Annotated in this window: 12 protein-coding genes and 1 rRNA gene; 7 read left to right on the top strand and 6 right to left on the bottom strand. The window is 56.0% G+C overall.

Going from position 1 to position 12,995, the window contains the following annotated elements; genetic code table 11:
* The first annotated feature begins 3 nt into the window (after positions 1–3).
* Positions 4–119 (top strand): 5S ribosomal RNA (rrf, locus tag F3J36_RS19140).
* 86 nt (positions 120–205) lie between these two features.
* On the opposite strand, the gene mobB is transcribed toward rrf, so the two are convergent.
* Both mobB and mobA read right to left on the bottom strand, forming a co-directional pair.
* Complete coding sequence (gene mobB, locus F3J36_RS19135) at positions 206–709, bottom strand: molybdopterin-guanine dinucleotide biosynthesis protein MobB (protein WP_058775451.1); 504 nt, start codon at positions 707–709, stop codon at positions 206–208.
* Complete coding sequence (gene mobA / locus F3J36_RS19130; RefSeq protein WP_021507127.1) at positions 709–1,281, bottom strand: molybdenum cofactor guanylyltransferase MobA; 573 nt, start codon at positions 1,279–1,281, stop codon at positions 709–711. The genes mobB and mobA overlap by 1 nt, the downstream gene beginning before the upstream one ends.
* 71 nt (positions 1,282–1,352) lie before the next feature.
* On the opposite strand from mobA, the gene F3J36_RS19125 reads away from it, so the two are divergent.
* From F3J36_RS19125 to polA, 4 genes are all read left to right on the top strand, one after another.
* A complete protein-coding gene (locus F3J36_RS19125) occupies positions 1,353–1,628 on the top strand; it encodes a YihD family protein (protein WP_021313943.1) in 276 nt (91 codons plus the stop codon).
* 46 nt (positions 1,629–1,674) lie between these two features.
* Positions 1,675–2,661: a serine/threonine protein kinase gene (locus F3J36_RS19120; RefSeq protein WP_166720263.1), complete on the top strand. Its 987-nt coding sequence runs from the start codon at positions 1,675–1,677 to the stop codon at positions 2,659–2,661.
* Positions 2,662–2,687: 26 nt separating this feature from the next.
* On the top strand, positions 2,688–3,317 hold the full coding sequence (gene dsbA / locus F3J36_RS19115) for a thiol:disulfide interchange protein DsbA (RefSeq protein WP_021507125.1): 630 nt from the start codon (positions 2,688–2,690) through the stop codon (positions 3,315–3,317).
* A 423-nt stretch (positions 3,318–3,740) separates the two neighbouring features.
* Positions 3,741–6,530 carry a DNA polymerase I gene (gene polA / locus F3J36_RS19110; protein ID WP_166720262.1) on the top strand — a complete coding sequence of 930 codons (2,790 nt, stop codon included), beginning with the start codon at positions 3,741–3,743 and terminating at the stop codon, positions 6,528–6,530.
* A gap of 409 nt (positions 6,531–6,939) precedes the next feature.
* Here the strand turns inward: polA and yihA are convergent, their stop codons facing one another.
* Entirely contained in the window at positions 6,940–7,581 is a 642-nt protein-coding gene (gene yihA, locus F3J36_RS19105) for a ribosome biogenesis GTP-binding protein YihA/YsxC (protein ID WP_031279643.1), read from the bottom strand.
* A 555-nt stretch (positions 7,582–8,136) separates the two neighbouring features.
* Between yihA and yihI the strand changes: the two genes are divergently transcribed.
* Positions 8,137–8,655 (top strand): Der GTPase-activating protein YihI, encoded by a 519-nt coding sequence (gene yihI / locus F3J36_RS19100; RefSeq protein WP_058770999.1) that lies wholly within the window; start codon positions 8,137–8,139, stop codon positions 8,653–8,655.
* 237 nt (positions 8,656–8,892) lie between these two features.
* Positions 8,893–10,266, top strand: coding sequence for an oxygen-independent coproporphyrinogen III oxidase (gene hemN, locus F3J36_RS19095; RefSeq protein ID WP_166720261.1), 1,374 nt, complete (start codon positions 8,893–8,895; stop codon positions 10,264–10,266).
* Positions 10,267–10,295: 29 nt separating this feature from the next.
* Here hemN and F3J36_RS19090 read toward each other — a convergent pair whose 3' ends face one another.
* The 3 genes from F3J36_RS19090 to glnL all read right to left on the bottom strand — a co-directional run bounded on the left by F3J36_RS19090 (position 10,296) and on the right by glnL (position 12,994).
* Positions 10,296–10,421 carry a YshB family small membrane protein gene (locus tag F3J36_RS19090; protein WP_021507120.1) on the bottom strand — a complete coding sequence of 42 codons (126 nt, stop codon included), beginning with the start codon at positions 10,419–10,421 and terminating at the stop codon, positions 10,296–10,298.
* Between the two features lie 106 nt (positions 10,422–10,527).
* Entirely contained in the window at positions 10,528–11,937 is a 1,410-nt protein-coding gene (glnG, locus tag F3J36_RS19085; RefSeq protein WP_031279642.1) for a nitrogen regulation protein NR(I), read from the bottom strand.
* 7 nt (positions 11,938–11,944) lie between these two features.
* A complete protein-coding gene (gene glnL, locus F3J36_RS19080) occupies positions 11,945–12,994 on the bottom strand; it encodes a nitrogen regulation protein NR(II) (protein WP_021507118.1) in 1,050 nt (349 codons plus the stop codon).
* Between the last annotated feature and the right edge of the window lies 1 nt (position 12,995).

Below are 12,995 nucleotides of genomic sequence, written 5' to 3'. Positions count from 1 at the left end.
TTGCCTGGCGGCAACAGCGCGGTGGTCCCACCTGACCCCATGCCGAACTCAGAAGTGAAACGCCGTAGCGCCGATGGTAGTGTGGGGCCTCCCCATGCGAGAGTAGGGAACTGCCAGGCATCAAACCCGTAAAAAAGCCCCGGACGAGAGTCCGGGGCTTTTTTACGTCCGTACTTCAGCAAATTTCCCGCTAAAAACCGTGTGATTAGCGGTTTTTTAGCCATTGAACAATATACTCTGCAACCTGATCAGGCTGATTAATATCCAGCACCGGTACCTGAAGCGCTAACGCTTCATCCGTCGCTACGGCAATCACCCAGTCGTCCAGCAATTCATCAATTTCCCCCTTAACGCCGCGCCGCCATAGCACCATCCTGGGTACAGGTTCCTGTTTAAACCCTTCGACCAGCACCAGGTCCAGCGATGCAGCGTCCATACGGCCTGCCAGCTGCGCTAAACTAAGCGGCTGTTGCGGCGTCTCGCACATTAACGCCCAGCGTTGCTCGCTGGCGACGATCACCTGATCGGCTCCCGCTTTGCGCAGCAGATAACTGTCTTTTCCCGGCGTATCGATATCCATCTGATGATGGGTATGCTTGATCAGCCCGGGGCGAATGCCCTGCGCTCTCAGTAGCGGAATCACCTGTTGTAACAGGGTGGTTTTGCCGGTGCCACTCCAGCCCACCACCGCCAGTAACGGCACACTCATCACGCACTTTCCTCATTAACCAAATCGTCAGGCGTATTGATATTGCGGAAGGCGGCTTCATCATCATCAAACAGTACGCCGTGTCCGCCATGTTCTCGCATGAACTGCATCAGACGACGTTCTCCGCGCAGCAGCCACGCTTCCAGATCATCGGCCAGCGCACGATGCACCAGGGCCAGCGCCGGATGATCACGCTGACCCGATGTCACCCACACGGCGGCGGCTGCACCACGCTGCTGCCACAGCCGTGCAACAAAATCCTGCGGTAGCCACGGCGTATCGCAGGCGCAAAACGCCACCCATTCGGTCTGGCTGTGCCGCAGGCCGCTGAGCATTCCTGCCAGCGGACCGGGATAATCAGGCAGCGAATCACGAATCACCTGACAACCACTTGCCTGATAACGATCAATGTTACGGTTGGCGCTAATCAACACAATATTGACCTGCGGCTGTAAACGCTGCAGAACGTGCTGATAAAGCGGTTTGCCCTGTAATGGCAGCAAGCCCTTATCCTGACCTCCCATACGGCTGCCTTGCCCGCCTGCGAGGATCACACCGGTAAATGCGGTCATCTTCGTCTCCCTGTTTATTCTGGACGATACTTAACTCGCGGTAGCGAACCACCTGCGCAAAGGAATCAATGATGAAATATCACCGACTCAATGAACTGCTCGAACTGCTGCAGCCTGCCTGGCAGCAAGAACCCGATCTCAACCTGCTGGCATTTTTACAAAAACTGGCGCAGGAATCAGGTTTCAGTGGCCCATTAAGTGAATTAAGCGATGACGTATTGATTTACCATCTCAAAATGCGTGATGCCGGTAGTCAGGCTGTGATCCCGGGTCTGAAGAAAGATTATGAAGTGGACTTCAAAAGCGCGCTATTACGTGCGCGCGGTGTGATCAAGGATGATGAGTAGTGTTATCCTTGCGCGTTCAACGCACAGGTAACACACAGGCACAATGATGAGCGAAGCCGCTTTTAATTTTCAGACGCTGAATCCCGACGTCATCCTCGATGCGCTCTGGGATGCCGGTCTGCGGGTCGAGTCCGGCTTAACCGCCCTGAACAGCTACGAAAACCGCGTCTATCAGTTCAGCGATGAGGATAAGCGGCGCTATGTCGCTAAGTTCTATCGTCCGCAGCGCTGGAGCGCCGCGCAGATCGCTGAAGAGCATCGGTTTGCTCAGGATCTGCTGGACGATGAAGTGCCGGTTGCCGCACCGCTGGCGCTGCAGGGCAATACGCTCAATCAGCACGCTGGCTTTATGTTCGCGGTGTTCCCCAGCCTCGGTGGCCGGCAGTATGAAACCGACAATGAAGAGCAGATGGAGTGGGTAGGTCGTTTCCTTGGCCGTATCCATCAAACCGGACGCAACAGCCCGTTCCGCCAGCGGCCCACTCTGGGCCTGCAGGAGTATGTGGTTGAGCCACGTCTGCAGCTGGAACAGAGCGCGCTGGTGCCCGCCTCGCTAAAGGATGCGCTACTGAAGGCGTTAGATAAACTCAGCGCCACGCTGCAGCAGAGCTGGCACAGCCAGTGGCAACCGCTCCGGCTGCACGGTGACTGCCATCCCGGCAATATTCTGTGGCGCGATGGGCCGATGTTTGTCGATCTTGATGACGCGCGCACCGGCCCGGCAGTGCAGGATTTGTGGATGCTGGTGAACGGCAGCCGTCAGGAGCAATTGATCCAGTGGGATATTTTGCTGGAAGCGTATAACGAATTTGGTGATTTCGATTTACACGAATTGACACTGATTGAGTCTTTACGCGCCATGCGCATGGTTTATTATCTGGCCTGGGTGGTACGCCGCTGGCAGGATCCCGCTTTTCCGCGCGCCTTCCCCTGGATGACCGATGAGGACTTCTGGCGCCGGCAGATTGCACTATTTATCGAGCAGGAAAGGCTGTTACACGAACCGCCGTTACAGCTTAGCCCGCAATTTTAATGAAGTACTCAGGAGATGTTCTCACGATGAAAAAGATTTGGTTTGCGCTGGTGGGTTTGATGCTGGCATTTAGCGCCTCAGCGGCACAGTTCAACGACGGCAAACAGTACGTTACGCTGCCAAAACCGGTCGCCGGTGAGCCGCAGGTTATGGAATTCTTCTCTTTCTTCTGCCCGCACTGCTACCAGTTTGAACGCATTTACCACGTCAGCGATGCGGTGAGAAAGAATCTGCCAGCGGACACCAAAGTGACCAAATATCACGTTGATTTCCTCGGCGGCGACTTCGGTCCGGTGGTCACGCATGCGTGGGCAGTGGCAATGGCGCTGGGTGTGGAAGATAAAGTGACCGCACCGATTTTCGACGGCATCCAGAAGACCCAGACCATTACCGACGCAGCCAGCCTGAAAGAAACCTTCATTAAAGCAGCGGGTATCACCTCTGAAGATTACGATGCAGCGTGGAACAGCTTCGCCGTGAAGGCGCTGGTTGCACAGCAGCAGAAAGCGGCTTCAGATGTTAATCTGCAGGGCGTACCGGCGATTTTCGTTAACGGCAAATACATGGTTAACAACGGCGGCCTGGACACCAGCTCAATGGATAACTTCGTGGCGGATTATGCCAACGTCGTGAAATTCCTGGTTGAGAAAAAGTAATTAAGCGCTGAAAACGCGATGGCTTATGCTGTAGCGGCGCGGTTATCACCCGCCGCTACAGTGAAACCAACCCACACCACATCCTTAATTCACTAAGCTATTCATCCCTCACCGCCAGCGTTTTTTGATTACCCTTTCGCTTAATATCCACATAGACGATCGCCTTTTTAAAAAGGTGTTTCGTATCACGGCAAGATTATAACTGACTGATTGTAAAAACATTTTAATCGTAAAGTGATTGCAATTAACGTAAATAACAATACGTTATGAATTTTACGCACAAAGTTATCCACAAGATGATCCTTGCGATCCGCGCCGCGTAACCGCGAAAAAGATCCTCACTTTCTGCTGTTACTTCAACATTGTTCGCTGGTTGTGGCATCCTTATAACCCTGATTATCGCAACGAAGAAAATACAAACCTATGGCGCAAATTGCAGAAAATCCCCTGATTCTGGTAGATGGCTCTTCCTACCTCTACCGTGCATATCATGCCTTTCCGCCGCTGACCAACAGTGCGGGTGAGCCAACCGGCGCCATGTATGGTGTGCTCAACATGCTGAAAAGCCTGCTGATGCAGTATCAACCCAGCCATGTGGCTGTGGTCTTCGATGCCAAAGGCAAAACGTTCCGCGATGAGCTGTTTGAAAATTACAAATCGCATCGTCCACCGATGCCGGACGATTTACGCGCGCAAATCGCGCCGCTGCACGAGATGGTAAAAGCCATGGGGCTGCCGCTGCTGGCGGTGTCCGGCGTGGAAGCCGATGACGTGATTGGCACGCTGGCGCTGGAAGCGGAAAAGCAGGGGCGTGCGGTGCTGATCAGCACCGGCGATAAAGACATGGCGCAGCTGGTAACGCCGGGCATTACCCTGATTAACACCATGACCAACACCGTGCTCGGTCCGGAAGAAGTCGAGCAGAAATATGGAGTACCGCCTTCGCTGATTATCGATTTCCTCGCCATGATGGGCGACAGCTCGGACAACATCCCGGGCGTTCCGGGCGTGGGCGAGAAAACCGCACAGGCGCTGCTGCAGGGGCTGGGCGGCATGCAATCCATCTACGACAACCTTGATAAAGTGGCCGGGCTCTCCTTCCGTGGAGCAAAAACCATGGCGGCGAAGCTGGAGCAGAATCGCGATGTGGCATTTCTCTCCTACCAGCTGGCGACCATCAAAACCGATGTGGAACTGGAGCTGGCCTGCGAGCAGCTGACGGTTAACGAGCCTGACGTCGAAGCATTGCAGACGCTGTTTAGCCGCTATGAATTCAAACGCTGGCTTGCCGATCTGCAGGAAGGAAAATGGCTGCAGGGTAAAAAGAGCAATAGCCAGGCGCAGAAATCGCTGCCGGATGAACCCGCCGTGGCCGCAGCGGAAACGGTCAGCGTGCTGTCATCCGACGGCTATGTCACCATCCTCGACGAGGCGACCTTTGCCGACTGGCTGAAAAAACTGCAAAGCGCCGACGTGTTTGCTTTTGACCTGGAAACCGATTCGCTGGATACCCTGAGCGCCAATATTGTCGGCATTGCCTTCGCCGTGGCACCGGGCGAGGCCGCTTACCTGCCGGTGGCGCATGACTATCTTGACGCGCCACCGCAGCTGGATCGCGCCGCGGTGCTGAAGCAGCTGAAACCGCTGCTGGAGGACAGTAAAGCAGCGAAGGTCGGGCAGAACCTGAAGTACGATCGTGGCGTACTGAAAAATTACGATATTGAGCTGAACGGCATCAAATTCGACACCATGCTGGAGTCTTACTGCCTGAACAGCGTCGGCGGCAAGCATGACATGGACAGCCTGGCGGCCCGCTGGCTTAACCACAAAACCGTCACTTTCGAAGAAATCGCCGGTAAAGGTAAAAATCAGCTCACCTTCAATCAGATCGCTCTTGAGCAGGCGGCGCACTATGCGGCAGAAGACGCTGACGTCACGCTGCAGCTGCACCTGCAGATGTGGCCGAAGCTGGAGCAGGAAGCCGGTCCGAAGCAGGTATTCGAGGCGATTGAGATGCCGCTGGTGACGGTCATTTCCCGCGTAGAGCGCAACGGTGTCCTGATCGATCAGAATATCCTCGCGAAACATTCGCAGGAGCTGACCACGCGTCTGGCCGAGCTGGAGCAGAAAGCGCACGAGCTGGCCGGCGAGCCTTTCAACCTCTCCTCCACCAAACAGCTGCAAACCATTCTGTTTGAGAAGCAGGGGATTAAGCCGACGAAGAAAACGCCGGGCGGCGCGCCATCGACCAGTGAAGAAGTGCTGGCTGAGCTGGCGCTCGACTATCCGCTGCCGAAAGTGATTCTTGAGCATCGCGGCCTGTCGAAGCTGAAATCCACTTACACCGATAAGCTGCCGCAGATGATCAATCCGATCACCGGCCGGGTACACACCTCTTATCACCAGGCGGTGACGGCCACCGGACGACTCTCCTCGACCGACCCGAACCTGCAAAACATTCCGGTGCGCAACGAAGAGGGACGGCGCATTCGTCAGGCGTTTATTGCGGGCGCGGATAAGCGCATCGTGGCCGCCGACTATTCGCAGATTGAGCTGCGTATCATGGCGCACCTGTCGCAGGACAAAGGCCTGCTGGATGCGTTTGCGCAGGGTGAGGATATCCACCGCGCCACGGCGTCCGAAGTGTTTAGTGTGGCGCTGAGCAAGGTTTCCGGTGAGCAGCGCCGCAGTGCGAAAGCGATTAACTTCGGACTGATTTATGGCATGAGCGCATTTGGTTTGTCGCGTCAGCTGAACATTGGTGCCGGCGAAGCGAAGAAGTACATGGATCTCTACTTTGAGCGCTATCCGGGCGTGCTGCGTTATATGGAAGCGACGCGCGCGCAAGCTGCGGATAAGGGGTACGTCGAGACGCTGGATGGGCGTCGTCTGTGGCTGCCGGACATCAACTCCAGCAATGCTATTCGCCGTAAAGCCGCCGAACGAGCAGCGATCAACGCACCGATGCAGGGCACCGCGGCGGACATCATCAAACGTGCCATGATCGCCGTTGACGGCTGGTTGCTGCAGCAGAACAGTGACGAGGTGAAAATGATCATGCAGGTACACGATGAACTGGTATTTGAGATCCACAAAGATGCCGTCGCAGGCGCCAGCCAGACGATCCGCGAACTGATGGAGAACAGCATGAAGCTGGATGTACCGCTGCAGGTTGAAGTGGGAACCGGCGATAACTGGGATCAGGCGCACTAAGGGCCTGCTGCCCGCCACAGATGCTGGTGGCGGGCAGCGTCATAAGAAAAAAGTTTACTTAATCGGTTCAGCCGGTCATCAAAACTGCCGGTAAAATACAGGTTTAGTAACTGCTTATCGGCTAAGCATTTTTTTGGTAATTAAACTACATGCCCTGCGCGAAAATGTGACGAAGCTGGTAAAAAAGATGTCGAATTCTGAAACTTAACAACAAAAAACCCTTTGTTGGTCAGAAAAAATCGGGTAAAGTTCATCGCGTAGGGTACAGAGGTAAGATGTTCTATCTTTCAGACCTTTTACTTCACGTAATCGGATTTGGCTGAATATTAGCCGCCCCAGTCATTTATGACTGGGGCGTTTTTTATTGGGCTTTTTCTGAAAAAAGCGGACGTAAAGGTCCGCTCAGGCGCTACTCTGACAGCGCTTCACCGTCGCCTTCCTGCGCCGGGGTCAGCTCGCTAAACCAGGTATCGAGTTTCTGACGCAGCTTATCGACGCCCAGTTTTTTCAGCGATGAGAACATCTCGACCTGGACATCGCCCATAAATGCCAGCGATGCTTCACGCACCATGTTCAACTGCGCTTTACGGGCACCGGAAGCCAGCTTGTCGGCTTTGGTCAGCAGAATCATAACCGGAATACCGCTCTGCACCGCCCACTCAACCATTTGCTGATCGAGATCTTTAAGCGGATGGCGGATATCCATCAGCACCACCAGTCCTTTTAGGGCCTGACGTTTCTGCAAATATTCACCCAGCGCGCGCTGCCATTTACGCTTCATCTCTTCCGGGACTTCCGCATAACCGTAACCTGGTAAATCCACCAGGCGTTTGCCTTCCACCACTTCAAACAGGTTAATCAGCTGCGTGCGGCCTGGCGTTTTACTGGTACGCGCCAGGCTTTTCTGGTTGGTCAGAGTATTCAGCGCGCTGGATTTGCCTGCATTTGAGCGCCCGGCAAAGGCAACTTCAATGCCCGTATCCGCCGGTAGATGACGAATATCCGGCGCGCTGAGCATGAAATGGGTGACGTGATAGTTCAAAGCAGACAATGTAAAACTCCAGCAGAATGATCGGGCAATGGCGCTGATTATACCTGTTATGGCGCAAAAGTGCCCGACAGGCGTCTTAACGCGCCATTTTGTAAGAGATCGCCGCTAACTGCTACCAGTGATGACGGATTCATGCAACATTCATTCATTATATTACTGTTTATTTTCATGGGCTTACGCTAAATATGAAAAAGGCCGCTCTAAATTAGAGACAAGTCTCACTTGTTCAATTTACTGTTTGGTCTACATTTGTTGTCAGTGCACGGCAGCACCCATCAGGATGATGAGCTCAGGAGCGTCGGGGATGACCGCGAGCATGGCAGGAGAGCGATTCAGGCAGGAATCGGACAGGGACAGGGATTACTCGCAGGAGCGATGTGGCGATGGAGCAACCGGGACGTTGTGAGCCGTAAAGGATTTGACGCGTGTTTCCTTCGTATGAAGGTGCGAAATAAGGCGATAGCACAGGCTATCGCCTTTTTTCTTTGTCATCTTTCTGCTAGATTTCGCCGCAATTCTATACTGAACTCACCAGGCATCGCCGAGACCGAACACATGAAGCAACCTGCACCAGCCCAGCGTGGCAAACCTGCTGCTAAAGCGAAACGCAAATCGCGTGAAGAACTGAACCAGGAAGCCCGCGATCGCAAGCGCGATAAAAAGCACAGCGGCCACAAATCCGGCAGCCGCGCCAACCCGGAAACGCAAAGCGCCGGTAAAGGGCACAGCAAAAAGAGCGCCGATCCGCGCGTGGGCAGCAAAAAGCCAGTCGCGCTGGTGGCGGACGGCAAAACTCTGCCCGAAAAGAAAGTGGCGAAGCCAAAACCCAAAGCCGAAAAAGTGCGCCTGACGCCGCAGGAAGAGCTGGCGAAGCTGGAGAACGATGAGCGTCTCGACACGCTGCTCGATCGCCTCGAGAGCGGCGAAACCCTGAGCGCAGAAGATCAGGCGTGGCTGGATGAGACGCTGGATCGCATCGACGAGCTGATGGAAACGCTGGGCATTGCGCTGGATGACGACGCCGAAGACGAGCAGGCAGAAGAGGATATGATGCGCCTGCTTAAGGGCCACTAACCGCCATTTTTGATCGGCATGCGGCTTTGCGCATGCCGCGCTAAACAGGTATTCACCTATGTTTTGGCCTGGATCAATTTTAGCGCTGCTGCTGACGTGTTATCTGCTGTGGTTATTGTTTAAACTACGCCGCCTGTCGCGGCTGAAATCGCGCTTACGGCGGCGTTCCGCCCAGCGCTTCGTCTCCTCTTCTGCCACGCGACCCGCCCTCAGACGACGTCACCGTAAGGAGTGAGCATGTCATCGCAGCAGATTGAGTGGGATCAGCGGCTCATAGAAAAATACAATTACGCCGGTCCGCGTTACACCTCCTATCCCACCGCGCTGGAATTCAGTGAAAGCTTTGGCGCGAGCGATTTTCAGCGCGCGGTTGAGCGCTATCCCGAGCGCGCGCTGTCGCTGTATGTGCATATCCCGTTCTGCCATCGTCTGTGTTACTTCTGCGGCTGCAATAAAATTGTGACGCGCCAGCTGCACAAGGCCGATCGCTATCTGGAGGTACTGGCGCAGGAGATTCGTCAGCGCGCACCGCTGTTTGCCGACCGTCGCGTTACGCAGCTGCACTGGGGCGGCGGCACGCCCACCTTCCTTAATCAGCAGCAGGTCAGCCGGCTGGTGGCGCTGCTGCGTAGCCATTTCGACATCGCTGACGACGTTGAGATGTCGATCGAAGTCGATCCGCGTGAAATTGAGCTGGAGATGATCGATCATCTGCGCGCAGAAGGCTTCAATCGCCTGAGCATGGGCGTGCAGGATTTCAACAAGGCGGTGCAGGAGCGGGTCAACCGCGTTCAGGATGAAGAGACCATCTTTGCCCTGGTGCAGCGTGCCCGCGCACAGGGGTTCCGCTCAGTCAGTCTGGATTTAATCTACGGCCTGCCGCTGCAGACGCCAGAGAGCTTTGCCTTTACGCTGCAGCGGGTGATTGCGCTCAATCCGGATCGCCTCAGCGTCTTCAACTATGCGCACATGCCTGCGCTGTTTGCCGCTCAGCGCAAAATCAAAGATGAGGAGCTGCCGACTGCGGCGCAGAAGCTGCAAATCCTGCAGCAAACCATCGCGACGCTGACCGGTGCGGGTTACCAGTTTATTGGCATGGACCATTTTGCCAAACCGGATGATGAACTGGCGGTGGCGCAGCGCGCCGGCGTACTGCATCGCAATTTCCAGGGTTATACCACGCAGGGCGAAACCGAACTGCTCGGGCTGGGCGTTTCGGCCATCAGCATGCTGGGAGACAGCTATGCGCAGAATCAGAAAGAGTTAAAAGCCTGGTATGCCAGCGTTGAGCAGCAGGGCCATGCGCTGTGGCGCGGTTTAACCCTGAGCGAGGATGATTGTCTGCGGCGGGATGTGATTAAAGCGCTGATCTGTAACTTTGCGCTGGATTTTGCCGACATCGAAGCCCGGTGGCCAGTGGTGTTTGAACGCTATTTTGCTGAGGATTTAGCGCTGCTGGCGCCGCTGGTGGCGGACGGCTTGCTTGAGATCGGTGAGCGCCGGCTGCAGGTCACCGGCATTGGCCGTCTGCTGATTCGCAACATCTGCATGTGCTTTGACCGCTATCTGCGGCAGAAAGCGCGCATGCAGCAATTTTCGCGGGTAATTTAAGCATAAAGGGAGCCAGCGCTCCCTTTATGTTAACTGAACAGACTGACGCTGATGGCGCAGACCACGGCGGCCAGCGCGGTTTGCGGTGAGTGAGTCACAGCATTACCGATTGCCGCCACGTTATGCGCGATCAGCTGGATGACAGATTGCAACATGTTAGCCTCTCCCGATTGCCGCCCGTATGATACTGAACGGCACCGGTCTGTACAGATGTTACGCGCAGAAAGTGTGCAATAAATAACCCTTTTACCCTTTTCCGCGTTATTCCATGCCCAGTTCTTTCAGTTTACGCGTGAGCGTATTACGGCCCCAGCCCAGTAAACGTGCCGCTTCCTGCTTGTGGCCCTGCGTATGACGCAGTGCAGTGGTCAGCAGCGTACGCTCCATCTCCGGCTGTGCTTCTGACAGCAGGTTTTGATGACCGGAACGCAGCGCGCGGTCTGCCCACTGCGCCAGCAGCGTTGCCCAGCTGTCCGGCAGCGACTGCACCGGATTTTCCGGCGTACTCGACTCAAACAGCTCCGGCGGCAGATCCTGAATCAGCACTTCCTGGCCCGCGGCCATCACCGTCAGCCAGCGGCAGGTGTTCTCCAGCTGGCGCACGTTACCCGACCAGTGCAGTCGCGTCAGCGCGGCTTCAGTCTCCGGATGCAGAATTTTCGCTTCTACGCCCAGCTCACGCGCTGCGACCTGCAGGAAGTAGCGCGCCAGACGCGGGATATCCTCGCGACGTTCACGCAGCGGCGGCAGATGCACGCGAATCACGTTGAGGCGGTGGAACAGGTCCTCACGGAATTTGCCTTCCTGCACGCGCAGCTCCAGATTCTGGTGGGTAGCGGCGATGATGCGCACATCCACTTTGACCGGCGCATAGCCACCAACACGATAGAACTGGCCATCGGCCAGCACGCGCAGCAGGCGCGTCTGCACATCAAGCGGCATATCGCCGATTTCGTCGAGAAACAGCGTGCCGCCATCGGCCTGCTCAAAGCGGCCCTGACGAATCTGGTTCGCGCCGGTAAACGCGCCTTTCTCGTGGCCAAACAGCTCCGATTCGATCAAATCCTTCGGGATCGCCGCCATATTCAGCGCGATAAACGGGGATTTGGCACGCGGGCTGTGGCGATGCAGCGCATGTGCGACCAGCTCTTTACCGGTACCGGACTCGCCGTTGATCAGCACGCTGATCGACGAACGCGACAGACGGCCGATGATGCGGAAGACATCCTGCATCGCCGGCGCTTCGCCGATGATGTCGGTGGTCGGGCCGCTTACCGGCTGATTGCGCGGCTGCTGCTGCTCCTGATAGTGACTGATGGCGCGCTCTACCAGTGCGACCGCTTCATCAATATCAAACGGCTTAGGCAGGTAATCAAACGCGCCCTGCTGATAAGCGCTGACCGCCGCGTCGAGGTCCGAATGCGCGGTCATAATGATGACCGGCAGCATCGGATGACGCTGTTTGATCTGCTTCAGCAGCGCCAGACCATCCATGCCTGGCATACGAATATCCGACAATAATACGTCCGGGGTTTTGGTCGAGAGCGCATCCAGCACCTCGTTGCCGCTGTCAAAGGTGGCGCAGCTTAAACCGGCTCCAGTGAGCGCACGTTCAAGCACCCAGCGGATGGAGCTATCGTCATCGACGATCCAGACTATCCCTCGTTGCATAGAAACCTCACTGGCGAATAGGCAGGTAAACCGAGAATTCGGTGTGGCCTGGCCAACTGTTAAATTCAATTTTTCCCGAATGCTGATCGATCAGGCTGCGGGCGATAGAGAGACCTAAACCGGTACCGCCTTCGCGTCCGCTGACCATCGGATAGAACAGCGTATCCTGCAGCTGGGCCGGAATGCCCGGGCCATCATCTTCAATGTCGATACGCGCCACCAGCCGGTAACGCGTGCCGTGTAACGTCAGCTGAAACGCGGTACGGGTACGGATGACAATGGTGCCGCCCGCTTCGCCCAGCGCCTGCAGCGCGTTACGCACCACGTTGAGCAGCACCTGTTCAATCTGGTCCGGGTCGTGCGGCAGCTCCGGCAGGCTGGGGTCATAATCACGCACCAGCGAGACGTTTTCCGGCAGCTCCATCGACACCAGGTTAACCACACGTTCAGCCACCTGATGGATGCTCTGGGTCACGTGCAGTCCGGGCTGCTGCGGACCCAGCAGGCGGTCGACCAGGTTACGCAGCCGGTCGGCCTGCTCAATAATCACTTTGGTATATTCATTCAGCGCCGGATCGGGCAGGGCGCGCGATAACAGCTGCGCCGCGCCGCGCAATCCGCCGAGCGGGTTTTTAATTTCGTGCGCCAGGCCACGAACCAGATCGCGCGCGGCAACCTGCTGGGCGTGCTGAATCTGCTCCTGGCTGAGACGGCGCTGATTATCCATCGGCGCCATTTCCAGCAGAATAAATCCGTCGGGTAGACGCTGTGCCGTGAGCGACATAATGTGCGCGCGGCCATCCACCACTAACGTGACTTCGCTATCGGTAAAGCCCTGGCCTGCCCCTAAACTCTCGCTCATTACCTCAATGTTCAGCGAAAAATAGCCGGTAAGTTCCGGTAAGGGCGTGCCGAACAATTTTCGTGAGCTTTGCGCCAGTAACTGCTGGGCCGCCGGGTTGGCGTAGTGGATAACCAGATCGTTATCGACCAGCAAAATACTGTTGATCAGGGAGTTGAGAATCTGCCCCGCGTCGGGCAGCGTGCCAGTTGCCATA

The sequence above is a fragment of the Pantoea sp. Cy-640 genome (assembly GCF_011752635.1).
GTDB lineage: Bacteria > Pseudomonadota > Gammaproteobacteria > Enterobacterales > Enterobacteriaceae > Pantoea > Pantoea dispersa.
The sequence above is the reverse complement of the archived record's forward strand: the minus strand, read 5'-3'. Positions and strand labels throughout refer to the sequence as shown.